The organism is Cryobacterium sp. TMT2-4 (genome assembly GCF_004402575.1).
Classification (GTDB): domain Bacteria; phylum Actinomycetota; class Actinomycetes; order Actinomycetales; family Microbacteriaceae; genus Cryobacterium; species Cryobacterium sandaracinum.
On sequence record NZ_SOGE01000025.1, the window covers coordinates 177,049 to 203,166 of the forward strand.

At 62.9% G+C, this 26,118-nt stretch carries 19 protein-coding genes; 3 read left to right on the forward strand and 16 right to left on the reverse strand.

The window, feature by feature from the left end; genetic code table 11:
- Window positions 1–231: 231 nt before the first annotated feature.
- From E3O54_RS07200 to E3O54_RS07210, 3 genes are all read right to left on the reverse strand, one after another.
- Complete coding sequence (locus E3O54_RS07200; protein ID WP_134401258.1) at window positions 232–2,526, reverse strand: ATP-binding domain-containing protein; 2,295 nt, start codon at window positions 2,524–2,526, stop codon at window positions 232–234.
- Between the two features lie 103 nt (window positions 2,527–2,629).
- Window positions 2,630–3,649 (reverse strand): LCP family protein, encoded by a 1,020-nt coding sequence (locus E3O54_RS07205; protein ID WP_166805211.1) that lies wholly within the window; start codon window positions 3,647–3,649, stop codon window positions 2,630–2,632.
- Window positions 3,650–3,672: 23 nt separating this feature from the next.
- Window positions 3,673–4,986 carry a UDP-glucose/GDP-mannose dehydrogenase family protein gene (locus E3O54_RS07210; protein ID WP_134401260.1) on the reverse strand — a complete coding sequence of 438 codons (1,314 nt, stop codon included), beginning with the start codon at window positions 4,984–4,986 and terminating at the stop codon, window positions 3,673–3,675.
- A gap of 116 nt (window positions 4,987–5,102) precedes the next feature.
- Here E3O54_RS07210 and E3O54_RS16280 point away from each other — a divergent pair, with 116 nt between their 5' ends.
- A complete protein-coding gene (locus tag E3O54_RS16280; protein ID WP_166805212.1) occupies window positions 5,103–5,249 on the forward strand; it encodes a hypothetical protein in 147 nt (48 codons plus the stop codon).
- A 14-nt stretch (window positions 5,250–5,263) separates the two neighbouring features.
- On the opposite strand, the gene E3O54_RS07215 is transcribed toward E3O54_RS16280, so the two are convergent.
- Window positions 5,264–7,132: a DUF4012 domain-containing protein gene (locus E3O54_RS07215; protein ID WP_134401261.1), complete on the reverse strand. Its 1,869-nt coding sequence runs from the start codon at window positions 7,130–7,132 to the stop codon at window positions 5,264–5,266.
- Window positions 7,133–7,619: 487 nt separating this feature from the next.
- Between E3O54_RS07215 and E3O54_RS07220 the strand changes: the two genes are divergently transcribed.
- Together E3O54_RS07220 and E3O54_RS07225 are read left to right on the forward strand one after the other, a co-directional pair.
- Window positions 7,620–8,717, forward strand: a complete 1,098-nt coding sequence (locus E3O54_RS07220) for an acyltransferase (RefSeq protein WP_241976789.1) — start codon at window positions 7,620–7,622, stop codon at window positions 8,715–8,717.
- A 361-nt stretch (window positions 8,718–9,078) separates the two neighbouring features.
- A complete protein-coding gene (locus tag E3O54_RS07225; protein ID WP_134401263.1) occupies window positions 9,079–10,152 on the forward strand; it encodes a glycosyltransferase in 1,074 nt (357 codons plus the stop codon).
- A gap of 25 nt (window positions 10,153–10,177) precedes the next feature.
- On the opposite strand, the gene E3O54_RS07230 is transcribed toward E3O54_RS07225, so the two are convergent.
- The 12 genes from E3O54_RS07230 to E3O54_RS07285 form a co-directional block, all read right to left on the reverse strand.
- Window positions 10,178–11,548 (reverse strand): lipopolysaccharide biosynthesis protein, encoded by a 1,371-nt coding sequence (locus E3O54_RS07230; RefSeq protein WP_134401264.1) that lies wholly within the window; start codon window positions 11,546–11,548, stop codon window positions 10,178–10,180.
- Window positions 11,478–12,716 (reverse strand): O-antigen ligase, encoded by a 1,239-nt coding sequence (locus E3O54_RS07235; RefSeq protein WP_134401265.1) that lies wholly within the window; start codon window positions 12,714–12,716, stop codon window positions 11,478–11,480. Before E3O54_RS07235 ends, E3O54_RS07230 begins: the two co-directional genes overlap by 71 nt.
- Before the next feature lie 28 nt (window positions 12,717–12,744).
- Window positions 12,745–13,548 carry a glycosyltransferase family 2 protein gene (locus tag E3O54_RS07240; protein ID WP_134401266.1) on the reverse strand — a complete coding sequence of 268 codons (804 nt, stop codon included), beginning with the start codon at window positions 13,546–13,548 and terminating at the stop codon, window positions 12,745–12,747.
- 356 nt (window positions 13,549–13,904) lie between these two features.
- A complete protein-coding gene (locus E3O54_RS07245) occupies window positions 13,905–15,122 on the reverse strand; it encodes a glycosyltransferase family 4 protein (RefSeq protein ID WP_166805215.1) in 1,218 nt (405 codons plus the stop codon).
- A 38-nt stretch (window positions 15,123–15,160) separates the two neighbouring features.
- A complete protein-coding gene (locus E3O54_RS07250; protein ID WP_166805216.1) occupies window positions 15,161–17,008 on the reverse strand; it encodes an NAD-dependent epimerase/dehydratase family protein in 1,848 nt (615 codons plus the stop codon).
- 161 nt (window positions 17,009–17,169) lie between these two features.
- Entirely contained in the window at window positions 17,170–18,990 is a 1,821-nt protein-coding gene (locus E3O54_RS07255) for a polysaccharide biosynthesis protein (protein WP_370247502.1), read from the reverse strand.
- Window positions 18,987–19,949 carry a hypothetical protein gene (locus E3O54_RS07260; RefSeq protein WP_134401269.1) on the reverse strand — a complete coding sequence of 321 codons (963 nt, stop codon included), beginning with the start codon at window positions 19,947–19,949 and terminating at the stop codon, window positions 18,987–18,989. The genes E3O54_RS07255 and E3O54_RS07260 overlap by 4 nt, the downstream gene beginning before the upstream one ends.
- A 29-nt stretch (window positions 19,950–19,978) precedes the next feature.
- A complete protein-coding gene (locus tag E3O54_RS07265; protein ID WP_134401270.1) occupies window positions 19,979–20,587 on the reverse strand; it encodes a low molecular weight phosphatase family protein in 609 nt (202 codons plus the stop codon).
- Window positions 20,587–22,029, reverse strand: coding sequence for a polysaccharide biosynthesis tyrosine autokinase (locus E3O54_RS07270; protein WP_134401271.1), 1,443 nt, complete (start codon window positions 22,027–22,029; stop codon window positions 20,587–20,589). The genes E3O54_RS07265 and E3O54_RS07270 overlap by 1 nt, the downstream gene beginning before the upstream one ends.
- Window positions 22,030–22,163: 134 nt before the next feature.
- The gene (locus E3O54_RS07275; RefSeq protein WP_134401272.1) at window positions 22,164–24,506 is read right to left on the reverse strand and encodes a sensor histidine kinase; all 2,343 of its coding nucleotides are present in this window, start codon (window positions 24,504–24,506) and stop codon (window positions 22,164–22,166) included.
- Window positions 24,503–25,156 (reverse strand): response regulator transcription factor, encoded by a 654-nt coding sequence (locus tag E3O54_RS07280; RefSeq protein WP_104099815.1) that lies wholly within the window; start codon window positions 25,154–25,156, stop codon window positions 24,503–24,505. Before E3O54_RS07280 ends, E3O54_RS07275 begins: the two co-directional genes overlap by 4 nt.
- 247 nt (window positions 25,157–25,403) lie before the next feature.
- A complete protein-coding gene (locus E3O54_RS07285; protein WP_104099816.1) occupies window positions 25,404–26,033 on the reverse strand; it encodes a thymidine kinase in 630 nt (209 codons plus the stop codon).
- Window positions 26,034–26,118: the final 85 nt, after the last annotated feature.

Below are 26,118 nucleotides of genomic sequence, written 5' to 3' on the forward strand. Positions count from 1 at the left end.
GAGCCGTCGGGGTCACGCGGGAGCGTCCGTCGTGACGTTAACTCGGAGAATTTCGGGACACCCCGGGTTTGGCGCCACGGGGAACGGCGTTTCGCGAAAAAGTCCTCAGTTAACGCAGGGGCACGGATGCCACGTCGCGGGTTCAGAGAATGGCTCGCCGGGTTTCGACAAGCGAAACCACCGACAAGCACCACCACCGACAAGCGAAACCACCGAGCCGCGAAACCACCGCTACAGCCCCGCGGGCAACTCCCCCGTCGCCACGAGATACAGCCGTTGCGTCGGACGCGTCATGGCCACGTACAGCGCCCCGGCCCCACGCGAAGACGCCGCCACGATCCCCGCCGGGTCCACCACGATCACGGCGTCGAACTCCAGCCCCTTCGAATCCTGCGGGGTGAGCACCGCCACATCCTTGAGCAGCCCCGCAGCCCCGACACCGACACTGACGCCCAAGGAACCGAACGCAGCACCCAGCGAACCAACAACTCCAGCCAGAAAGTGCTCCAGCACGATCACTGCAACCGTGCCACCCAACCCCAGCGAGCGTTCCCGCCTAACTGCCGAAACAACATCCGTGAGCGTCTCAATCGGCCACTCGCTCGCCCGCACCGACCGCGCCGGAGTGATCGGCAGGTCGTGCGCCAAGGCCATCGACTCGGCAGCCGAAGCGATTTGGCTCGGCGTTCGGTAGTTCACGGTGAGCTCCTCGAGCCGCCACCGCGAGGCCTCGAGCGAGGAGCCGAGCAGGGGCTCGAGGGCGTCGCGCCAGTTCGACGCGGCCGCGGCCGACGCCGCCTGGGCGATGTCGCCCACGATCGTGAACGACCGCAGCGGGCCGCGCCGCAGCACCAGCCGCCACTGCATCGGCGACAGCTCCTGTGCTTCGTCGACGACCACGTGACCGTAAGTCCAGGTGCGGTCCAGGGCGGCGCGCTCGGCCGTGGTGGCCCGGTCGCCGAGCTCGGCGAAGTTGTCGGCGAGCGCCTTGGCGTTCACCAGCCCCTTCACCTCCATGTTCGAGATGGCCAGCTCGGCGTTCTCCACGTCGCGCTTGCGCTGCTCCTTCTGCTCGCGCTTCTGGGCTGCGTCGACCACGTTGTACTCGCCCAGGTGCTCGGCCGCCTCGTCGAGCAGCGGCACGTCCGAGATGGTGAACTCGGCATCGCGTGGCCGGTGCAGCAGCGCGCGCTGCGCGGGCGTCCAGGTGGGGGTGAGCTGCGCCAGCCATTGCGGGCGGGCGTAGAGGTCTTGCACGAGCTTCTCGGGGGTGAGCGGCAGCCAGGCCGTGTTCAGCGCCACCCGCACGTCGTCGGCCAGGCGCAGGTCTTCGCGCAGCATGGGCAGATCGGTGTCGTCCATCGACCGGCCCTGCTCCTTCAACTGCGCGAGCCACTCCCGGGAGAGCGCGGCGAGCGCGTTCTTCACGAACGTCACCCGGGCCTCGTTGTGCGGCTTGCCGCCGGCCCGCGCCCGGTGAATCGCGGTCTCGATCAGTTGCGGCTTGAGCGTGAGCCGGTCACCGTTCACGACCAGCACCGACGCCGACGCCGGCACCCGCTGCCGCGACCGCACGGCACGCTGGACGAGCCGGGCCATCGAGGTCTGGCCCTTGATCGCGGCGACGGCCGGGGCATCCTCTCGGGTGGCCTCGATGCCCGGGTAGAGCTGGCCCACGGATGCGAGCACCACCCCGGTCTCCCCCAGTGACGGCAGCACCGCCTCGATGTAGTGCAGGAAGGACTCCGACGGCCCCACGATGAGCACACCCGAGTTCTTCAGCCGATCGCGATGCGTATATAAGAGGTATGCCGCGCGGTGCAGGGCCACGGCCGTCTTGCCCGTGCCCGGGCCGCCCTGCACGACGAGCACGCCCTTCAGGTCTGAACGGATGATGCGGTCCTGCTCCGCCTGGATCGTCGAGACGATATCGCTCATGTGCCCGGTGCGCTGGGCGGTGAGTGCGGCCAGCAGCGCGCCCTCCCCCTGGTGCTGGGTTGCCGAATCGCACTCGAGCAGCGCGGCGTCGAGGATCTCGTCCTCGATGCGCACGATGTCCCGGCCCTTCGAGAGCAGATGCCGGCGGGCGCGGGCCCCGAGCGGCGTCGCCGCGGTGGCCTGGTAGAACGCGCTGGCCTGCGGCACTCGCCAGTCGAGCAGGATGGGCTGCAGGTTTTCGTCGCGCAGCCCCAGCCGGCCGATGTAGCGGTAGACGGAGGCATCCGTCGAGTCGGAAGAAGAGGAAGAGGAAGAGTCGGAAGCAGAATCAGAGTCAGAGGAGTCGGCGGCCACTTCGAGCCGCCCGAACGCCAACCGGTCGTCGACCTCGCGCAGCTGCACGATCCGGTCCTCATAGAGGCGCGCGAACGTGTCACGCTCGGAGCGCGACTGGTGGTTGCCGCCCACGTCGAGCCGCCGCACGGCCACGAGCTGCTGCTCGGCCTCTCGCTGCAGCGCGTCGAGGCGCGCATACAGGTTCGCGACATACTGCTGTTCCCGCTGAAGCTCCTGGTCGACCACGCGCACACCCCTTGAAATCGGAGCCTCAAGCTTACTCGGGTCGAGCAGGGCCGCTAGACAGGCTCTGCGTCGTTGCCCGCGCATGAGCGACGTGCGCGCCCACGGGCCGCTAACCCATCGTCTGAACCTCGGGCTGGTACGAGTCGAGGGTGTCCGTCTGAAACCCCTGCTGCACTTCCTTCAACTTGTCTTGGTCGATGACGACGATCGACTGGCCGTCGGGCGAGGTACCGGTGCCTGTCGTCGGCAGAGTGAAGAACGTGACGTCGCCCACGCGCACGTCGCGTAGCTCCACCGCCAGGCCGGCCACGTAGGCCGAGTTCAGCCCGTCGTCAACGGCGAGGTAGGGAGCAATCGCCCCGACCAGATCGCTGATCCTGGTGGGGTTGGTGAGGGTTTCCGCCTTCAGCGACTTGCCCAGCAAGGCCTTGATGAAGGCCTGCTGGTTGCGGGCCCGCTGAAAGTCGCCGTCCGCGAAGGCGTACCGTTCCCGCACGAAGGCCAGCGCCTCCGTGCCGTTCAAGCGTTGGGTTCCCTCGGCGAAGTAGCGCCCCGGCAGCGAGGACGAGTCGAAGCCGACCGGATTGTCGATGTCGACGCCGCCCAGGGCATCCGTGATGCCCTTGAATCCGGTGAAGTCGACGATGGCCACATGGTCGATGCGCGCACCGAGAAGACCCTCGATGGTCTGCACGGCCAGGGGAACCCCGCCGTAGGACATCGCGGCGTTGATCTTGGCCTCGCCCTCACCCGGAATGTCGACCCAGCTGTCACGCATGATCGACATGACATAGATGTTCTCGCGGTTCGCCGGCACGTGCACCACCATGATGGTGTCCGAGCGCTGGCCGGTAAGGTCGGCGATGGAACCGTCGTTCGCTCCCCGGGTGTCAGAGCCCAGCAGAAGGATGTTCTGCCCAGTTGCCCCGTCACCGGTTGCCGCATCACCGGTTGGCGCCGGCGGCCGTGACGCCTCGTCGGGGAACACGTCGGGGATCTTCACGGTCTGGCTATCGAAGGTGTTGCTAAGAGTCCAGGCGTAGACGCCCGCAACCCCGCCAACCAGCAGAACGACGGCGGCGATGGCGATGAGCGCGATCCGCCACCCTCGGCGTTTCGGCTTTGTCACCGAAGCATGAGAAAGGTCGGCCATCAGGGCCGACCGAGCCCCAGGTAGGTCCAGCCCGCAGCACGCCAAGCAACAGCGTCAAGAGTATTTCGACCGTCAATTATTATGGGCACACGAACCAGAGTAGCCGCCCAGACCGGGTCGATCTGCTTGAACTCGGCCCATTCTGTGACCAGCACGATCGCGTCGGCGGCGCGCAGGGTCTCCTCGATGCTGGTCGAATACGTGAGTTGCGGATGCCGCAGGCGCGAGTTCTCGATTCCCTGCGGGTCGGTCGCCATCACGTCGGCGCCGAGGCCCCGCAGCTGCACGGCCACGTCGAGGGCCGGCGAGTCCCGCACGTCGTCGGAGTACGGCTTGAAGCTGAGCCCGAGCACGGCCACCTTGGCTGTGTAGACGGGCTTGTCCAGGGCCTGCAGGGTCATCGCGACGACCCGCTGGCGCTGACGCATGTTGATCGCGTCGACCTCCTTAAGGAAGGAGACCGACTCGCCACGGCCGAGTTCCTCGGCACGGGCGGTGAAGGCTCGGACGTCCTTGGGCAGGCAACCGCCACCGAACCCGACGCCGGCGTTCAGAAAACGGCGGCCGATGCGGTTGTCGAACCCGATGGCGTCGGCCAGCTCGGTGATGTTCGCCCCGGAGACGTCGGCGATCTCGCTCATGGCGTTGATGAAACTGATCTTGGTGGCCAGGAACGCGTTCGCGGCGACCTTCACGAGCTCCGCGGTCGCGTAGTCGGTCACGATCAGCGGTGTCTCAGCGGCCATCGCCGACGCGTATACCTCGTTCAGCAGCGCCGTGGCGTGCTCGCCGGCCGCGCCGGCCGGCACCCCGTAGACCAGGCGGTCGGGGCTGATGGTGTCTTTCACGGCGAAGCCCTCGCGCAGAAACTCGGGGTTCCAAGCCAGGGTGGCCCCGTTGCCGGATGCCTCGATCACGCCGGCCAGCCGGGCGGCGGTGCCGACCGGCACCGTGCTCTTGCCCACGACCAGGTCGCCGGCGGCCAGGTGCGGCAGCAGCGACTGCACCGCCGCGTCGACGTAGCTGAGGTCGGCGGCGTGGCTGCCCGCTTTCTGCGGGGTGCCGACGCCGATGAAGTGCACCTGGGCGCCGGCGGCATCGGCAATGTCTGTGCTAAAGCGCAGCCGACCCGACGCCATGGCCGAGGTCAGAATCTCCGGCAGGCCCGGCTCGAAGAACGGCGGCGTGCCCGCGGCCAGCTGGTCGATCTTTCGAGCATCGATGTCAATACCCACCACGTCGTGGCCCAACTCGGCCATCGCCGAAGCGTGCACGGCCCCGAGATAGCCACAACCGATCACGGACAGTTTCATATCGCATTCACCACGACTGAAGCCTAGCCTCGGGCACCAGGCGAGGCAGCCTAACCCCCTCTTTTGGGGGCCCAGAGCAACGATTCGGGTGTCACCGCAGCAGTACAGTAAAAATTGTGACGAAATTCCGGCCCGAGCAGATGGGCCACAAGGCATTATTGCGACGAGGTCGCAGCTCCAAGGGACTGCAGTACGCCTTTCTGGCCGTTGCTGCGGTTTCCGCCGGCGTCATCGGCTACGCCGCCTTCGCCATCGGCCTGTAGCCCCGCCGCCCCGACTACCCCGCCGCGACAGTCGCGCAGTCGAGGGGCAGGTCCGAGATCGTCGTGGGGTTCACCATAGGAGTGGCCTGAGCCTCGAGTGCCTTCTTGCCGGCGCCGGCAGCCACCACGTCGATCGTCATCTTCGACGTGGCGCCGGGCTCCATGCTCACGATCAGCTTCGCCACCGGGTAGTCGGTGTCGTGGAACGCTTCGAGCTGCACGGCAGCCCCGTCTACAGTCGCTCCCACGATCTGCGAACCGGGCGGGGCGTAGAGCATCACCAACATTCGTTGAACACCCGGCTTGAGCTTCTCTCGCTTGAATTCGCCCAAAATGGACGGGCTGACGGATGTCGCCGCATCGGCTGGCAGGTCGTTCGTGAGGTCGACGCCGATACGGTAGGACGCTTTCCCATCGGCCCGGCATGCAGCCTGACCGAGGCTGACAGCCTGCTTCAGGTAGTAGTTCATTTTCGAACCGACGTTCTCCTGAAAGTAGACCCCGACCCGATCTGTGGTTGTGTCACCTTTCGGCAAGGATCCATCCACCCCGAGAAACTCGAAGATGGCCTGTTCTTCTGCCTTGGGACTCCACATCAGCACCCGGTGCTCGCTCGCGGCCTGGGCGAGGGCCGACATCAGCTGGTTAGGATCGACGCCACCGCCTAGAAGTTGGTCAAACGTCTTCTCGACGATTTCCGCATAGACGACATCTTGCGCCGCGTTGTCAGCGACTGCATCCGCGCTAGTGTTTCCGGACCAGAAGCGCATGTAGACCCCGTTAAGCAAGAGGGGCACGAGGGTTTCGCTCGTCAGCACGTCTCCGGTCGACAACGGAATGGGGGGGGTTCCCCGCAGCAGATAACCCAGCGCAACTGGATCAACCGAGATAACGCCATCGATATCGGTGCCGAACTGCCGCTTCCACATTTCTTGAGTCACCGTAGCTGCGCTGTCGAAGCTGGGCCGTACTGTGACGTTTGACATGGCGCGGCCGAACTCTGAACCGTAGAGTGCGTCACCACCCTCCGGAAGAGGAATCACGGATTCTTGGTAGTAGGCAAAGTTCCCGAATCCCGCCGGCACGGCATCGCTCAGTGCCACGCGGCCCTTGTCCATCGTCAACAGAGCGAACGAGAGCGAGGTGCCTCCGAGTGCACGTGCTTCAGCACTGTTCTGGAACACAATTACGTACTTGCGTGGGGCATTGCCACCGAGAGCATCGGGAAGAGCGTCCACTACCTGACTTGCCGACACCAACGTCGGCGTGATGCTCGAGAGGAAGCCCTGGAATTCGTCCACGGCTGCGGTGACCAGCTCGACAGTCGCGCTGGTGTCGAGGTCACTGACCCGCTTGTCCGCTGCCGCAAACACCGTGCGGGCCTGGTTAAGAGCTTCTCCCACTGCGACGATCGGCTCAATGTCGATGGTGCCGTCGGTAGGCTTCAACGCCGCAGGATCCAACGTCGATGCGGTCGCAACCAACGGTACGGCCGCGCCGCTGACCACATCATCGGCGACATCGGCCAGGTTCCGCACCGTTGCAAGATTGCCCCCGACGAACGGAAGGAACTCCGCGGCACGCCACACCGGATCGCCGGTCAGATCGCGCGCGCGGGCGGTGTGCTCTGCCATGCTCTGCACCGACGCAGAGACCGCCGCCGAGTCTCCTGCAATCAGCTGCGTTTTGATGCTGGAGGCTAGCGGCAGTGCTGCCTCCAGTTCCGCCTTCGCCTGCAATCCGCGAGTGACAACCCATGCACCAGCGACCATAACGATTCCGACGACGCCAATGGCCGCCCATAACCACCAACGCCGGTAAATCCGCGGCCTGGGGCGCTTCGCGATTCTCCGGACATTTGAACGGTTGCTTATTTCACTCACTGCGCCATTGAATCAGTTCGGCGCAGTGCCGAAGAACCACAGGTGCCGTGGCTGCCGCTGGTGCTGCTGGCCACGAGTTCAATTAGTTCGGCTCCGGCAAGCTCATGGCCGGTGGCACATCCCCCGGCCAGGTAAGCCCCGTCGACTTCGAGCCGCGATTCTCGAACCAAAACGTCGTCTTCGCTAAAGGCGCATAACCCCATGGCCACTAACCGGGGGCAAGGCTTATTCGCCGTGCTGCGCCAACTCCGACTCGCCCGTGGCCATGCCCTGCTCATTGGCAGTCGTCACGTGCGCTCATCGAACGGAATACCTCGGAAGACTGGGAACTAAAAAACTCTGACATACGGGCGTGAAGCTCAACCTTCGAGGCCTCACACCGCCCGGGTGTGGCAATGCACACAGTAGAGTCAGAATCGATCTTTTTGCACCGCGCAATCGACAACGACCCATCGGAGCCTTGTTGACACGCCATAGTTACCGATTGGTGTCACTCGATGGGCTGCGTGGCCTAGCTGCAGTCGTGGTCCTCGTTCACCATGCCGCACTCATCGTGCCGTCCCTCGCGGGGGTCTACTTCCCGGGACCGCCCGCGACCGGGCTGGCAGGCATCCTTGCCTACACTCCTCTTCACCTTGCTTGGGCGGGAGGAGAAGCGGTTTTCCTGTTTTTTGTCCTCTCCGGTCTTGTACTGGCTCTTCCCGCCACGAGGGGAGAGCTCGATTGGGCCCGATACTACCCAAGCCGACTAGCCCGTCTTTATCTTCCAGTCTTAGCAGCGATCGCGTTCACGGCGTTGTCCATTGTCGTTGTTAGCCGCGACGGGCAATCGGCAAGTCAGTGGCTCGAAATGCACCCAAAGTCTTACACCGTGTCGGGGATGGTTGCCGACGCCACGCTTTTGGACGGTGTATCAGGCACGGTGACGCCCCTCTGGTCGCTTAAATGGGAGGTCTTGTTCAGCGTACTTCTGCCCATTTACGTGGCAATCGCCAGAATGATCAGTCCGGCGCTCGTGATGGCCAGCTCCCTCGTGCTTCTTGCAGTCGGGTCGACTTTTCAGAGCGGCGTACTTATGTACCTGCCGATGTTCGCAATCGGGGTGGCACTTGCCCACGTCTGGCCGCACGTTTCTGCATGGGCCGAAGCGGTCAACGGGTCAAGATTGGGCTGGATGGCATGGGGCGGAATACTCATCGCCAGTGCCACGCTTACCCTATCTACTTGGATGTTCAACCCCCTCCGCCTGGGCTTGGGCGCGCTCACGATGCCACTCATACTTATCGGCGTTCTTGGGATCATCTTGCTGGCGGCGTTCTCCCCGTTTGCCCGATGGATGCTTTCAAGGCGCATCTTTGTCTGGCTCGGCACCCTCTCTTTCAGCCTCTATTTGACGCACGAGCCCATCGTGGTGGCCTTCGGTTTTTTGCTCCCAATGCACCCACAGTTGGCCGCCGTCGGCTCCGTCTGTTGTGCGTTCCCGCTTGCGTGGTTGTTTCACAAGTTCGTCGAGAGACCCAGCCATCGATTTGCTCAGAGAGTTGGTACTCATAGAAGCTCCGCCCTTGAAGAAAGCCGCACGTAACGTGGCTCTGAAGAGCCAACTCAAATCGTTGCCTAGCGAGAATCGCTTGGTCGTGCGAACCGACGCCAGCACGAGGAAGTTCACCACGCCGACGTCTTGAGCCTCAAAGGCACCCACTACCTGCTTAAGAACCACCAGCCCGCCACAGCTACGCCAAGATAGAACCACATCAGATAATTGGCGTGCTTGTCGGCCGGTGGTCATACCTGGAGCGGTTCTGGGCCTTCGAGTTCGGATGCGATACTCGAATCACTCATTGGTTTAGCCTCAAGCTGCAGAGGGGCTCAGTGAGTGGGGCCAAGGGACCGTCACATTGCGACTCTGGTCGTCGAATGTTTACACACTGGGGAGCAGTAGGACCATGCGCATCACGCACGTCATCAATAGCTTGTCTACCGCTGGGGCTGAAAGGCTTGTGGTAAATCTCTGCCTTGAGATGCGCAAGAAGGGACACGCTGTCCGAATCGTCACATTGTCGGATTCTCCAGGCATCCCATTGCTGCTTGCTCAGACCTCTGGGATAGACGTCATCTCGCTAGGGCACGCCCCGCGAAACCCTGCATCTATCTTGAGGCTTTCGAAGGCGACGAGGTCAAGCGATATAGTTCACGCGCATCTCTTCCCCACCTTGTATTTTGCTTCGCTCGCTGGGATAACCAGTCCTATGGTTTTCACTGAGCACAGCACGCATAATCGTCGTACCGGGATTTCAGCCCTCGCCCCCTTTGAGCGCATGGCTTACAGACGCTTCGACAAGATCATAGCGATCAGTTCCGGCGTAAGGTCCAGCCTCCAAAGCCATTTTCTTGAAATTGGACTGAACAAAGAGATCGAAACCATCCAAAATGGCATAGGAGCGGAGTTCTTCCACAGCCGGCATGGTGTGACACCCCGCGGTGCCGGCCCGCTTCGGCTCATCGCAATTGGCACGCTGAAATCGAGCAAGAACCTTCAGGATTCCATCGCAGCAGTCGCGAGAGTGCCGGCCACGACTCTCACTATTGTTGGCAATGGCCCCCAACAGGCGGAACTGATGGCGCTAGTTGAGAGACTCCACTTGAGTGACCGCGTCTCTTTTCTCGGACAGCGGAGCGACATCAGCGACCTACTTGATGAGCACCATGTGCTTCTGAGCACTTCACTATTTGAAGGCTTTGGTCTTGGCGCTGCGGAAGCCATGGCTCGAGGATGCCCAGTGATCGGCCCGGACATTTCGGGGCTGAATGAGGTAGTGGATAACGGCCGGTCTGGTTTGCTATTCAAAGCCGGGACCAACAGCATCGATGAGCTCGTTGAACATATTTTAACCTTGCGAGACGACTCGGTCACATACGAACGGCTAGCCAGGCAGGCCTATTCCGGCAGCTCCCGCTTTAATATCGAGGTCGCCGCAGAGGCGTATCTTCAGACCTACGCATCGACCGCTCGTGGGTGATCTTTTCTAGAAGTGAGTACCCGATTCACGTGCTCGCTCGCAGGTCTTGATCGCTAACGATGTCAGTTAGATTGGGCTTTCCGGCATGTTTGATCGACCTGAGTACGAAGATACCCTTCGGTAGTTGGGCCGCAACGACAACAGCTTCTGCAATCATCACCGCCATGGAGGCGCCATCTGCGCCTAGACCCGGAGTCAGAAGCAGCAGGAGAGGAACTCCAACGATCGCGGCGGCAGTCGTGGAAGCTGCGATCCACTGAAGGTGACCTGTTGGTGCGAGAACATGGTACGTGAGCGATGCGCTGACTGAGTACAAGAAACAGGCAATACCCGTCCAGAGCGCGGTAGCGAACGAGACATTAACTCCTGGCCCAAAAATCAAAAATGTTGCCCACGGCGCGAGCACAACAAATACTGTGCCTGTTAGTGCCCCGACAAGGGTATTGGCGATGAGACTGGCGCGCATCCGCGCCCAGTTATGCCGCCCATCATTCTTTTCTATTGCCCACCCCTGCAACCCGCTGGACACCGCTACTATCACCGCTTGAGCCATGGCCCTTAAGCGCACCGAGGCTGCAAAACTAGCCACAACCGCCACCGCTGCCCCCGACACGAATGACGAAAGGCTAACGGAAAAAGCACCATACCCAGCGATTACCAGCCCTGAACCGACGGTCGACGCATTTAGACGAGCGCGCAGCCTCACTGATCGCCAAGATGGTACCGGACAACAAAGGCGATTCAGAATCATTAAATTCGACGCAAGAAGCCCTACGACTGACGCTGCTATGAGGAGAATCGGATACACGGACGGATCATGTGTTATCAGGATGAGCGGGATCGACAAGGTAGCTGCAAGGGCTTTCGGCCCGACATCCGTTAGCGCGATCAAGCCAGGCTGAGATCGACCCAGAAAGTACCAACTTGCACTCAAACCATTCATGCCGACGGCTACGGTCATGAGGACTGCAAGGTTCATGTATTCCCGATTGCTGAGTTCGGCCGCAACAAAACCCGCGCAGACGGCGGCAATTGTGCAGGCGATCACCCTTACATGAACGCTTTCTGCGTACGTTTCCCGTGCGGCTGCACTGACTTCACCGGCGACAAGGCCGGGGCCAGTGAGCGTCCAACCAAAGTTCGCGAGGATTGCGACAACTCCACCCATGGAGAAGCCAATTGCAAGTGCGACCCAACCCTCTGGCCCAACGATTCGAGTGACCACTGGAAGGACTAGTACTGGCATTATCGCGGCGAGCACTTGCAGAAGGGAGAACCCACCAACATTGCGCCAGGGCAACCGGGCGAGTCCTCGGGCTACTCCCTCAGCGCGCATTGGGTACACGATTGGATCTCTTTCCATGCTCAAGCCGGTCGATCGCATTGTTGAAGCCATGAGGCACTTCGCTCGCCGGGTTGAGCCCTGTGTTATTAATTACTTGAAGAATCGTGAAGGCGATTGAAGCCCCAACCAAACCTTCAAAGATCGGTTCGGTTTGCGCTAGCACGAACATCGCCGCCGCGGCAGCAGCGAATGCGTGTCTGCGCGATATCCCCAATGTGACTGATACCAAAATATAAAAGAGGATCGGTATGGACAGAAAGCCGCCGATTTGTAGAAATGAAAAGAAGAGATTGTGTGCAAAGGTCAGTGGCGCTCCAAAGCGATCTACGGTCACACTCTCCAGAGTTGCCCATCCTGTTCCCCAAAGGGGAGAAGACAGGAATTGACTCCAACTTATGTCGAAAAGCTCAAAACGAGCGGATATGTTCGCCGAGTCCCCACCCTGCCCATCAAACCGCGCGCTATTGATCGTGCTGAGAAGGAATGCAGTTAATAAAGGAGACACCAGAGCGGCTGTGCGAACCAAGAAGCGCCTGAGCGGAGTCTTGCCGTATCCCCAGAGGAAGACGATCAGACCAGCGCCTAAGGAAAGTACGGCTCCTCTTGAAGTTGTGATTAAGGCTGATGCAAGCCCGATGCCTGCCGCTAGAAGCATCCATCCCGATGCGCGATTCATGACTTGCGAACGACCAAGGGCGGCAAACGAAGCGATGACCAGAACGCCCCCAACATAGTTGGATCCGCCCCACGACGCTGCTGCGGTTGAGTGGAACGCACCAGCTGAACCTGCGGCTCTGAACAGCATGAACATTTGCGCAGAAGAACTGAGCACGAAAAGCATAAGACCCAGATCGACGATCCCGAACGACCCAGGATCAGCGGCGGACCAGCTCCGTGCAATGAAAAAACCCACAAGCACGCCACAAAAGAAATTCGTAAATGCGGCGGCAGCGCTTGCCGGGTTGAACGCAGTAAACACGGGGATCATCAGTAGAACCGCCGCGAGGATCGGGCCACCGGTTCTAGCGTAGGTACCACTCTTACGCAATGTGCCAGGCAGGTTCAGATTTGCGATGACATATTGAAATACAAGCGGTATAAGCAAAAACTGGGCCGGAGAGAGGAGAAGTTTTCCCTCCCCAAACGACAGTGTCCAGACCGGACCGACGGCAAGAGACGCAAGGGTGGCTGCAGCCAGGAGGCGGTCTAGTCCTGACACCTTATGAGTCAGTGTTATCGAGCTCACTCTAGAAATCGCTGTATTCCGGAAGCTTCGGGGCTTCGTTGCGGGCGATCGCGTTGATGGCGTTCATAGTGCCCCTGAAGTGGTCACTCAATCGCGCGCGCGACGCGGGGAGCAGAAGGACCCGAGAGAGCAGTGCAACAATGCATACCGCTGCCGCCCTACGCTTTCCAAAGGTCCATTTTTGAAGGTATTGATAGGCACCCCAAGCACCCACTGGAAGGACTTGAGCAACCTGAGCTCGACCAGTCAGGGAGCGCCCGTGGCGAACACCGACCCCTGTTAATTGAATCTGAGCGGCCCCGGCGGCGATAGCACGGCGCGTGAAGTCTGCGTCCTCGTACGTGAAGGGGAATCTCTCATCGAGGCCGCCAAGTTTTTTCCAGAGCGGCCAACTGATCGCAACCAGGCTGAATGGGAAGTACCTAGTCCTCCCACCCGAGGGCAAGGCCGTCGCTTTTCTTTGGGAAGACGCACCCCGGTGAAAGCCAGCGAACAACGAGAGGCTCGAGTACACATCCCACGCCGCAGGCACAGTCAAAGCGGGCTCATCTCCAAAGGTCACCAATGAGTTTTCACCCGCGGTCGAAATCGCTTCCAGCCCATCAAAAATGCTTAGGTCTGACAATTCAATATCGTCATTCACGAGCAAAAGCCATTTATGACCGCCCGACGTTGCTGCGGCAAGATTGACGGCAGCTCCGAAACCCAAATTGCTACCCTCAGTGATCACTGGAAGGCCGTCGGCACATAGCTGGTTGTAAACCGAAAGGCCGTTCGCTACTACCAGTACTTCGGCACCTTTCATTCGAAGTGCCAGTATGAGACTTCGGACGTTTGGAAGCCGGGCGGCTGAGAGCGTTGGAATTACAGCTAGCACTCCATGCAATGACCGCACGGATTCAGTAGGTCGACTCACCGGGGCTCCCGATGTTTCATTTGTCGTGTCCACTATCTTCATCGTGGTTCTCGCTTTCTCATTTTGACCGATCATTGACAGCATTGAGCTTCACCAGAAGCCGCCTGATATCTCGATGCCACTTTGACCCAGAGCAGTAACACGGGGGCCTTCCGCAGCTAATGTCCCAGTTCCTGGTAGAAACTCAGCGAATCACAGGGCGCCGAATATATCGCAGGCCATGTGAGCGCAGGGCACTTGGCAGTTCAGCTCGCTACCGCTTGCTCGTAGCGCTCTAAGTACGCCGTTTGTACTGGTTCCCGATCAAAATATTGGCGCACCCAGCGAGCCCCTTCCGTCCCCATAGCCTGCGCGAGTTCCCGGTCCTCCAGTAGCGTCGCGAGATTGTCTGCAAGGGTCTCTGCGTCTGCAATCTCGTAGATAAGACCTGTCACGCCCGGATTGATTGCGTCAACTGAACCAGTTGCGTTTGAAACTACAACAGGAATACCTGACGCTGATGCTTCGAGGACCACAGTCGGTAGCCCCTCACGCAAGCTCGGGAGGCAAAAGACATCCATCAGCTGAAAGTAGATTGCAGGGCGTTCCACGAATCCCGTTGCAGTAACGCAAAAACCCATGGACTGGAGACGTTGCAATGATTTTGCACCAGACTCATCGTCAACGCGCCCAACCAACAGCAGTTGGAAGAGAATTCCCCTTGCCTTGAGTATGTGGAGGGCCGCCTCGAGGTCCGCCATCCCTTTGTCTAGAGTTAGCCGCCCCACGAAGCCGATTACGGGAGTGTCCCTAATCAACCCAATTTTCGTGCCCAATCGATCAACAAAGTGCCGAGGAAAATGCTCTGAGTCAAATTCGCCAACGTCTACGCCGTTCGCACTACCGGAGGCGACTACTGAGAACTTCTCCGGCGGCCCAAGCACCAAGTCGATTGCCTTGTGGCGCAGACTGCGACTGACTGGAATGACCTCTGTCGAACACGCGATCGTCACCCGCTCCATCTGGGTCAGGGCCCACCGCAAAGCACCGCTTGACGTTTCGAGTCGCAATCCATGCAAAACATAAATTCTGTTCGGCACACAGAGCAACTTCGCGGCGATTAGGCCTAGCAGACCCGCCTTTGGCGACCCAGCCACAACCAACGACGGTCGTGTCCGAAGCACCAGTCTCACTAAGGAGAAAAGTGAAACAAGGTCACGAAAAAGAGATGGGTTTCGAGCAATGCTGATCGGAATCACATCCACGCCCGGCTTCGCGCTCAATTCCACGGAATGAAGACCAGGTGAACAAGTGATTTGCACGTCCCATCCGGCATCAACCAACCGCTCAGCCATCCCATCTATGTTTTGAAGCTGCTCATCGACGGTCAGTGCGAACAAAACGCGCTTTTTCAATTCGCTCCCAAACCCTTCATTGATTGCCCCCGTCACATTTTCTCCACATGACCCGCTGACACGTAACACGGCCGGGCCTCAACAAGAGTCCAGCACCGTCGCAGAGCTCATCTAGTGGTCTCACTTTCCCTAAGCAAGGCATCGCCGACGTAAGACTCTCGCTCGAGGCCGTTTTCCCGCGCCCACGCGGCATCCTGTTTCTGGCCGAACCACATAAGCTCTAGTCGCCGCGCGGGCCCTTGGACTGACGTGACACGGCTTGCGATTATATACGACAGAACGCTCAGGCCTCTGCAGAGTGGGGCTGGAATTCGTATTGGCGAACGGCCACCAGCAAGCCTTAGAACAGACGATGTTGTCATTCCTTCCGAGGGCTGAAGGACGATTGGAGGCACGACGCTCGCAAAATTACCCACGCTCATGATGAATTCCACAAGGCCCCTCAGCGAACTCACCACCGTCGGAGCATCCCCTGGACTCGCAACAGATGCTAACGGAGACTGAGCAAGTCTTTGAAGTTGGCGAGTGGTCGATCGCCCCGGCCCTTGGACCGATGTTGCACGCAAGATAACGGATTCTGTCTTGCCGACTCTCTCCAGACCCCCTGAGTAGCTGAGCAAGGCCGACTCGCCGAGAGCCTTTGAACGCGAATATGGGGAAAAAGGAGAGGTCTCCGCCGACTCATCTAGAATCTGCCGTCGCCCCTGCACCGCCGCCGAACTGAGATGGATAAACCGATGCACGCTCGCACCCTCCGCAGAGCTAAGGACGATTGCAGGAAGGAGTGCATTCGCACCGAAGAGCCCGTCACTGCTCTCAGAATCGGGCACAGCAAGCCCCGCTGCATTCACAACAACGTCAATTCCGCTAAAGGCTGTCTCCATGGTTGCGATAGCTTCCGAACTCTCGTGCACCTTTGCTCGTAACTGCGCCGGCGTGGCACTGGGGGGGAGCTCGAGCCGTGGCGCGGTAACGCTAACGACGTGGACGCCGTGTTGCCGCAGCCCTTCAACGAGAGCAGAACCAATAAATCCGGTGCCCCCAACGACAGCCCAGCGAAGCGATGACGGTTCTGCGGCTAGCATCTGCACCGCGGGCGCTGTGGCGACTCCGCCACCCTCTAAGACAGCTGACGCTCCAGCCGCCAGTATCTTCGGCAGCGACAGGTAAAGCATGGAGACCGCAGCGATCCCGACCAACGCGCCCACTGACAAGGCAATCGACCCATCGAGGCTGAGAAGGCCCAGGGCACCCGTCGCAAGCGTCGCCACCGTGACTACAAGAGCGACAGCCAAATGCGGCATCCCCGCATCGGTCATCTTTTGGTACACATGTGAGCGATGGGCGTGCTGCCACTCTTCTCCACGAACGATCCGCCTGAGCAAGGTAACCGTGGTATCTGCCAGATAGATCCCCAGAGGTGCGAGCATTGCAATGAATGATGTGCCATTCAGGACTGCTGCAATGACGACAGTGCTGATAGCCCCGCCCAGGAGATAGCTACCCACGTCTCCAAGGAACATGCCCCGCCCACCTAGGTTCCACGGCAGAAACGCAAGAAACGCAACTGCGAGCACCAATCCGGTGCCGATGAGCCAAGGTTGGTCGGTAAACACCCCGATAATCGCAAATGTGGTTCCAATGGAAGCGCCGTGGAGACTCGAAACACCGTTGATGCCGTCCATGAAGTTAGCAGCGTTTGTGTAGCCAGCAAAGAAGAGCGCCCCAACGGGTACCCACCAGAGATCCGCCTGGAACATCAATACGAGAGCCCATGTCGCGCCGGCACCCATCATGAGTTGAGTGCTCGCACGCACAATGATCCTTACACCGCGGAGATCCTCGATCAGGCCAAGAGCACCGACCGCAGCCGCTGTGACGCCGATCACGAGAAGTTGTGGCAGCTGTGGATCCCCAATGCTGGCCAGCAGGGCCATGCCGGTTATGAACCCCAAGAGGGGCGCCAAACCAGCTCCGCGTAAGACTGGTGCCGAATGCGACGATCGCTCATTCGGATAGTCGATGACTTTCATATTTGTGAGGAGCGGTCGCACCCCTAATGGCGCGGAAATGCTCACGAGCAGAGCAGCCAAGATTGCAATAATATTGGGGCCTGTCATCCTAGATTTGTCCCCGCAGCGGCTAGAAAGCTCTCGGTACACCGCTCCGCCCAACGGGTTTTGTTAAGTGCGCTCGGCTGTATCGGCGCGATCGAGGCATGGGTGATCTTCGGGTGGATCGGCCGTGCGTCCGTTTCGTGGTCGCCGATTAGTTCTTCGTGCAGCTTTTCCCCCGGTCGCAGACCGGTGTAGATGATCTCGATGTCCTTGCCCGACATTCCAATCATTCGCTCGGCTACGTCGAGGATTCTGACCGGCTCGCCCATGTCGAGGATGAGCACCTCGGCGGGACCACCGATACCGCCGGCCTGGATGACCAGTTGGCACGCCTCGGGAATGGTCATGAAGAATCGCGTGACATCGGGGTGGGTGATCGTCAGCGGTCCGCCGGCCTCGATGAGGGCGGTGAAGGTGGGCAGCATCGAGCCACGGCTGCCAATGACGTTGCCGAAGCGAACCGAGAGATAGGAGCGATCGGTTGCCTGGGCGGCCCACGCCGTGAGCTTCTCGGCAACGCGCTTGGAATGCCCGAGCACACTCGTGGGGTTCGCGGCCTTGTCGGTGGAGATGTTCACGAACGTGGTCACCCCGACCGCCTGGGCGGCTTCGAGCACATTCAGCGTGCCGAGCACATTGGTCTTCCATGCCTCGTCGGGGTACTGCTCGAGCATCGGAAGGTGTTTGAGGGCAGCGGCGTGGAAAACGACCTCAGGGCGACGCTCAGCGAAAATGGACTTCAATGCCTCGGCATCGCGGATGTCCGCAAGTACCACGTCCTTGGTGTCGAGAAGCCCGTGACCAAGGATGGAGATCTGAGTGCCCTGAAGGCCAGTCTCATCGCGATCGAGCATGATGAGTTCGCTCGGGCCGAACTTGGTGATCTGGCGGCACAGTTCGGAACCGATGGAACCGCCCGCACCCGTGACCAGCACGCGCTTGCCCGCAAGGTAGCCGGCGATCGACTCCACATGAGTGTCAACGGGGTGACGACCGATCAGGTCTTCGATCGAAATATCGCGCAGATCGTTGAGGCGTGACTTGCCGTTGAGCAGCTCTTCCAGGGGAGGAAGAACCAAGACCTTGAGATGCGCAGCCTTGGCGGCATCCGTAATCTCACGCAGCAAGGACGCATCGGCCTTGGCGATCGCCACGACCAGCGCAGTTGCCCCGGTGGCCTGAGCCGCAGCGGAGAGGGCGGCACGAGAACCGACGACGCGCACGTCATGGAGCCACAGATTGCGTTTGAGCGGATCGTCGTCGATGAGCCCCACCGGCAGAAAGGGCGAGTTTCGGTCGGTGGTCATGCGCCGGGCAATCGACGCCCCCATGTAGCCGGCGCCGAAGATCAGGGCCTTCTGAATGTCCTCTTTGGGAACCACCGACCGTTCCACCAGGAGACGCTTGACATAGCGCACGCCGCCCATCAAGACGAAGGCCATGGGCAGGGCGATGAAGACCGTGCTGCGGGGTATGCCGACCATCGTTCCGGCGACGGCAACCGGGATGCCCAGGATGACGGATGACGCAAGGACGACCCCGAGCAGGGCCCGCACCTCAGAAAAACTCCCGTAGATGTGACGCCCCTGGTAGAGGTGGTTGGCACCACCGGCAAGGAACTGGACGAGGCACGCGATTGCGCACAGCGCCAGCAGCGGCCGCAGGTCAATCAGCTGAAGGTCGAACTCATAGCGGAGAATCTCGGCCAGAAACAGGGCGATGACCCAGGCTGCCGCATCGAACGCGAACTGCGTGCCGAACCGCACCAGCGGCACCGACCCGTGCAGTTCCCGCATTCTCGTCGTTGCAAAGTCGCTCACTGCCATGTTGTTCCCCCATCACTCGACGTGCTCACTGCGTCCCCCGCCCACAGCCAGACAATTCCCTCGGCGGCTGCTACCGCCAGATCTCCCGGCGTGACCGCCTCCTCACGGCATCCGGTCGGGCTCAGCGCCCCGTCGGGCTCTTCAGACGTCGCGAGCAGCTGGGCGCCCGCGCAGTCGGCCTGATCCGTGGCCACGATGATGTAACCGTCGTCGCTGACGGTCAGATTGGCGGCACCGGGAAGAGCGACCCCGGACCCGAAGGTTGCGGCACCATCATCGGTGCGGAACAGGCTGCCGTCTGAACAGAGCAGGGCTGCAGTGGAGTCAGTGCGGGGTGCCAGCGCGATGACCGACGTGCAGGGAGCAGGGAACGTGCCGGTGGGGCCGTGCACGGTGGCCCGGTCCGCCGGGTCCACGTACCAGTTAGTCCCGACCCGATCGGGGTATTCCTGCCACTGGGCGCCGGCCACGAAGGTGGTTACGCGTTGCGGCGTGCAGTCTTCTGCAGTGAGGGTCACCAGGGAGGCCTCGGACTTGCTGGTGATGTAGATGGAGAGAATGGAGGAGGCGTCGGTGCCGTCTGACGCGTCGAATGCTGACCAGGTTTCACCGGCGTCGGTGGTGAGTTCGGGGTTCGCGGTGGCGGCGGGGCAGTCGCCGGTGTTTGCGCGCCAGACCGTGGACGCGTTTAGGGCGGTGAGGATGCGGGTGGGGGGTGGGGAGGTGATTGCTGTGGTCTCGGCAGGCTCGCTGGTCTCGACAGGCTCGACCACCGGCGGTGTGGTCTCGACAGGCTCGACTACCGGGGCATCGACCACCGCGCGCGAGCCGTCTGAAGGGTTCGTGCTCGTGAGTGCGAAGGAAACCAAGGCGACGTCGAACAGCAAGAACGCTGCCAGGCCGACGATGAGCAGGCGCCGTCGGAGCACGCTGTCGCGGTTCTTCCGACTCACTGATTTCGGTTTCGGGCTACCCACGGCTTTCACAGTTTCCGCTGCACCGTTGCGGCCCGATGAAACAGTGCCGTCACCGCATTGACTGCGGGCACGAGCTGCTGGGCAGACTCCACGTAGACCTCGTCGCTGCGTCGGTAGGGGTCAACGACGTCATCGTCATCGGCCGATACCAGGGGAGCGACAGCGCCACGCTGAGACGCGGCCAACCCGATCAGAGTGGAGAGGCGCCCATTAAGGTCATCGAGGGGCAGGGCGGCAGCCTCGTCGAGGTCGTCATCGGTGAGGTCCGCAACGAGACGCGCGAACTCGCGGATCGTGAACGTGTAACGGATGGCGCGTGGCACAAGCTCAACGATGGCGCGTCGGTGTTCGCGGGACATCGCGAACACCAGGTCGGCGTTCTGCACGTGGTCGGCGGTCAGCTCTTGGGCCACGTGGGCACTCGGGTCACCGCCGAAATGGCGCGACAGGTCAGCGGCTTGCGCTGGCATGCCCTGACCGGTCAGGCCGATTGTTCCGGCACTGGCCAGCTGCACCTGCGGCCACGACGCCAGGCCGACACGTAAGAGCTGTTCGGCCAGCGGCGAGCGGCAGATGTTGCCCGAGCAGACCGTGAGAATGGAGAAGGTCTGCATCAGGCGGTTCTCCGTCGGGCCTTGCGGATGCCCCGCCCCGCAGGCGCTGCGGCACCGACAGTGGCTTTCTCTTCCTCGTGAATCGTGCCGTAGCTGTACTGGCCGTAGCCGTAGGAGTCGGGCCCCCTGGTGGGCAGCATGGTGATGACCATGCCGACGAGGCGGCTCCCCGCGCGCTCCAAAGCCTTCACGGCGCTGGTCAGCTCATTGCGCTTCGTGCGCCCGGAGGCCACCACCATGATGGCGCCGCCGCAGAGCTTGCTCAGCACGGCGGCATCCGTCACCAGCAGCAGCGGCGGGGCGTCGATCAGCACCACGTCGAACTCCTCGGTGAGCGCGCCGAGCATGCGGGCCATCGCAGCGGAGCCGAGCAGTTCGCTCGGGTTCGGGGGAACGCGGCCGCTGGGCAGAACGAACAACTTGTTCTTGCCCCACTTCTGCAGAACGTCCGCGAGCTCGGCGCGACCGATGAGCACGTCGGTAAGGCCGACGCCGCCCTCGATGCCCATGTATTCCGCCACGCGTGGCAGGCGCAGGTCGCCGTCGATCAACGCAACCCGGGCGCCGGTCTCGGCGAGGGCGATTGCGAGGTTCGCCGTGGTCGTGCTCTTTCCCTCACCGGGCACCGAACTGGTGACCACGAAGCTGCGCGGACCACCCTCGATGTTCACGAACTGGAGGTTGGTGCGCAGGCTGCGGAATGCCTCGGCCCGCGGGTTCTTCGGGTCGGTGTGCACGACCAGGGGGCGAAGGCTCGCGCCGGGGTCGTTGGTGATGCCGCCGAGCATCGGTGAGTCGGTGACGAGCTCGATGTCGTGCAGGCTGTGGATGCGGGTGTCGAGCACGCTGCGCAGCACAGCGAGCCCGATGCCGACCGCGAGACCCACGAGAAGGCCGAGGGCGATGTTGAGCGGCACGTTGGGGCTGGCCGGCGTGGTCGGCACGATCGCCGGCTGGATCGTTTCGATCTTCACGGGGCTGGCTGCGTCGCCATCGGGCTTCTCAAGGCGGTCGACGACGACCTTGCTGAAGTTCTGCCCGACGGAGTTGGCGATCTGCGCCGCGAGCTCCGGGTCGCTGTTCGTGACCGAGACGTCGATCAGAACGGTGTTGAGGGGTGACGTGGAGGTGATGGTGGAGGCGAGCTGCGCGGCGGTCAGGTCGAGGTTCAGTTGCTTGATGACCTCGTCGAGCACGATGGCACTGTTGACGACGTCGACGTACGACGTGACGGCCTGCCGGGCAAAGCTGGTTCCCTGAACCAGGTCTCCGGTCACAGCGCCGGCGGAGGCCTGTACCGCCACGTAGAGCTGGGTGTTGGCGATGTACTTCGGGGTGGTCGCGATGGCCGCACCGGCCGCGCCGGCGATTCCGAAGAGGGTGCAAGCGAGAATCAGGATCCAACTTTTATGAAAGATCCTGAGGTAGTCCTTGAGCTCCACGCGCGTTCCTCCGGTAGTACTAGGCAGAGAGGAACCGCTCGAATCGCATTATCCCCTTGTCCATCCTTGCACATAGGGGTATTGGGCCACCCCCCATGGGGGGTGTGAAGTTCTCTCGCGTTTTAGATGAAGTGCTACAAAGACGGCTGGAGGAGTCCGTCGGGGGTGACCGTGAGCATCCGTGGCTCGCCGGCGTCGACCACGATCGAGGCGATCGTGGGGCGGTCCGCGGGCAGCAGACGGGCGATCAGGTGGCCGCGGGTGAGGGCGTCGAGCTGGGCAGCCACGATGGCGGCCGCGGCGGCCAGCTGCCGGGGCGGCCGGTCGGCGCTGTCGTCGAGCAGGGTCACGTCAACGCCTCGGATGCGGGCGGCGCGGGCCGCGGTGATCACCGGCTCGACGAAGAGCGAGCGCCCCCGGATGGCGTCGCGCAGGGTGGCCTCCACGAGCAGGCTTTCCGCTCGCAGGGTCGGTTCAATCTGCAGGGCGTCGCTTTTCAGCAAATTCGCGAGGCGCTGCAGGGTGGGGCGGGCCAGCGTGTTCACCCGGGTCAGCTGGGTCTCCCGCTCCTCGCTGGCCGCCGCCGCCGTGGCCGCCGCCGCACCGCTGCGGGCCCGCTCCCGGTTCAGCCCGGCCAGGGTCTGGGTGGAGCGCTTCAGACCCACGGCGAACAAGGTTCCGGCGAGCAGGGTGCCGGCGTGACGGATGACCAGGGTCATCCCGTCGAGCAGCGACAGTCCGTTGAGCAGCGCCCAAACGATCGAGATGACCATGATCATGCCGTAGCCGTACCAGGCGAATCCGGGCCGGCCGCGCACCGCCAGCACGACCAACATCATGGTGATGGCGCCGAGGTACCAGTGGGCGAACGGGGTCGACCCGACCGGCGGCACCGGGAATGCCGTGGCCACGGCGGACAGCCCGCACAGCGCGAGCACCATGACGGCGTTGCGAGGCGACACCGGGTCAGGCACGACGAGGGTGAGCCAGGCGGCCGCCGCAGACACCGCCACGAACCCGAGGATCTCGTATGGCAGGCCCCACAGGGGTTCACCGTCGGCGAAGGCGAGAAGGGCGTGCACGGCGATGAATCCCATGAGGATGGTAGTGGACAGGGCCTTCGGCAGGCGGGTCACGCCCTTCAGCTGCGTTGCGGGTCGCGGCGGGGTCGGGGGTGCGCTCGAGAGGGCCGGGACCGGCTGCGCGGGGGCTGCAGGTGTGGGCGTCCAGGAGACCACCACCTCGGTGCCGACGCCGGGGCGGGAGCGCACGGCGGCGGCACCGCCGGAGAGGCGCTCCATGCGGCCGATGATGCTCTGCGCAATGCCCAGGCGCTCGGCCGGCACCCGCGCGGGGTCGAAGCCGACGCCGTTGTCGTGCACGGCCACCCGGATGCCGCCCTGGTAGCTGCGCACGGTAAGGGTGCGGGCCACCGGACTCCGCACGGGCTCCCGCACGTCGGCGGCGACCGAGTTGCGGAGGGCCTCGCCGACGGCGCCGAGCAGGGCGGTCACGGCGAGGGCGGGCACCGTGAGGGTGCCGGGCAGGTTGGAGGTGATCTGGGCATCCGGTGCCAGCTCGGCCACCAGCTGCTGGAGGCGCCGAGTCACCTGGAGGCCGGGCATGCTCGGGTCGGGTAGCGGGGCGCGCTGGGCGTCGAGCCGCACCAGGGTGTCGGCCGCGTGCCGGCTCAGCACCGGCACCGGGGTGCCGCCGCGTCCGGCCATCAGCAGGGTTGAGATGACGCTGTCGTGCACCAGGGCGTCGATGGTGAGCCGCTCGTGTTTGCGCGCGAGGCGGTCGGCGTGATCGACGAGCTGCACGAGGGCAATCGTGGCCGCCTGGTCGACCTTATCGGCGCTGCGGCGCGCCATGGTGGTCAGTCCCACGAGCATGCTCAACAGCAGGAACGAGTAGAGGCCGTCTTCCACACCGACCAGCACCGGGGAGGGGTCAGTCGAGGTGGCCGCACGCAGCAGCCCGCTCATCGTGCAGACCAGCACCAGGTAGGCCCAGGCCGTGCGGTCGCGGGTGGTCACCGCCACGGCCATCACGGGCACGCCGGTGAGGGTGATCGCCCAGGGGATGTCCGCGCCCGCCGGCAGCGGCTCCGCCCGTTCGGTCAGCCAGAACATCAGCAGCAGCACGAAGAGGGCCCCCTCGGCGAGCGCGATCACCCGCAGCACGCGCAACGGCACCCGGCGTGAGAGCACGGCGAGCAGCATCGGCAGCCCGAAGATCAGCAGCCACGCCGCCACCGACCAGGACCGCTGCGGCTTCCAGGCCTGCTCGAGCACGGTGCCCAGGCAGAGCAGCCCGAAGACGAGGGTGGTGGGCCCGAGCGCGCCGTAGAGCAGGCGGGCGAGGCGCTCGGTCGAGGACTGCGGCCGGGGCGGCGGTCGGGGTGGCCGCCGGGGCCGCCTGTGCAGTCGGTCCTGCTGGGGGGTCTGCCGGGGGGTCGCTGCGCGCCCGGTCACGGCTGGCCGGGGATGGGCAGGAGGCCGTCTTCCAGTGCCCGCTTGTAGAGGTCGATCTTGGTGTTCGCCGGGCGGCCGACCCGCTCATATTTCGAGCGCACCCGACGGATGTAGTCGATCACCGTGGCCTCGGAGAGTCCCATCCGCGAGGCCACCAGCGGTGCCTTCGCGCCCGCAGCGTAGAGCGAGAGCACCTCGCACTCGCGCACGCTCAGGCCCGCGTCGGAGAGGTCGGGATCGCCGTCGAGGGCCGCGGCCCACTCGGTGGAGACCACGGTCTCCCCCGCCGCCGCCCGGGTGACGGCGTCGAGCAGCACCGCGGTCGGCTCGGACTTGCGCACCACACCCAGCACGCCGCTGCGCGCCGCGGCCCGCATCAGAGCGGCGTCGTCGCCACCGGTGAACGCAAGCACCGCCGCGCCCGCCCCGCGCAGCCGGTCGACGTTGCCGGTGGCGGTGGACCCGTCGGAGAGCCGCAGATCCAGGATGACCAGGTCGACGGGCGTCTGCTGCACGGCGGACTCGAGCAGCTCGGTCACGGTCGCGACCGTGGCCACCACCTCGATCTCGGGGATCGTGGCGAAGAGGCCGGCGAATCCGCGGGCGACGATCTCGTGGTCATCGATCAGGGCTACGCGAAAGCGGGACATCAGCGATCCTTGGATTCTCGGGGCGGTGCCTGCCGGGGTCTCGGGCAGGGTTCAACGACGTGCGGAGTGACCCCTGTTCCGGTGCCACAAGAAGTAACGGCTGGTCAGTCCGGAAAGCGGCCCCTACGTTTAGGCATGGGGAAAACCAACCGGGGGGTTGGTGGGGCGCTCGCGATCCCGAAGTCGTTCGAGCGCCCCTTCCTTCCAGTTGTCACGCAGGTGCGGTCCGTCCTGCGGGCGTGGGTGCTCATGTGGATGCGGGCCGGCTGCGGTTGTTCAGCACACCATTGCTTTCCTCGAGGTAGCACGATCCGCAGAGCGACTCGTAGGTTACCTCGGCGCCGTCGATGGCCACCTGGTCGCCGTCGAAGACGAAGACCCCGTCGATCTGGCGCCCGTTGAACACGGCCTTGCGCCCACACCGGCAGATGGTCTTCAGCTCTTCGAGGCTGTGCGCCACCTCGAGCAGGCGCCGACTGCCCGGAAAGGCCACCGTCTGAAAATCGGTGCGGATGCCGTAGGCCAGCACCGGAATGTTCTCGAGGATAGCGATGCGCAGCAGGTCGTCCACCTGCTGCTCGGTGAGGAACTGCGCCTCGTCCACCAGCAGGGCGCTCACGTCGAGGCCGGTCTCGGCGAGCACCCGGGCGCGGTGCTCGTGGAACAGGGCGTAGGCATCCGTCTCGGGAGTGAGCAAGTAGTCCACGGCCCGGGTGACGCCGAGCCGGGAGAGGATGCCCCGGTCGCCCTTGGTGTCGACCGACGGCTTGGCCAACAGCACCTGGTGGCCGCGTTCCTCGTAGTTGTAAGCGGCCTGGAGCATCGAGGTGCTCTTGCCGCTGTTCATGGCTCCGTAGCGGAAATACAGTTTCGCCATTGCGTGGTCGCCCCCTCGGCTGGTCGCGCTCGTGCCGCTCTGCTGCGCTGCGTCATGCCGCGCTGCATGTCGTGGCGCTGCGTGC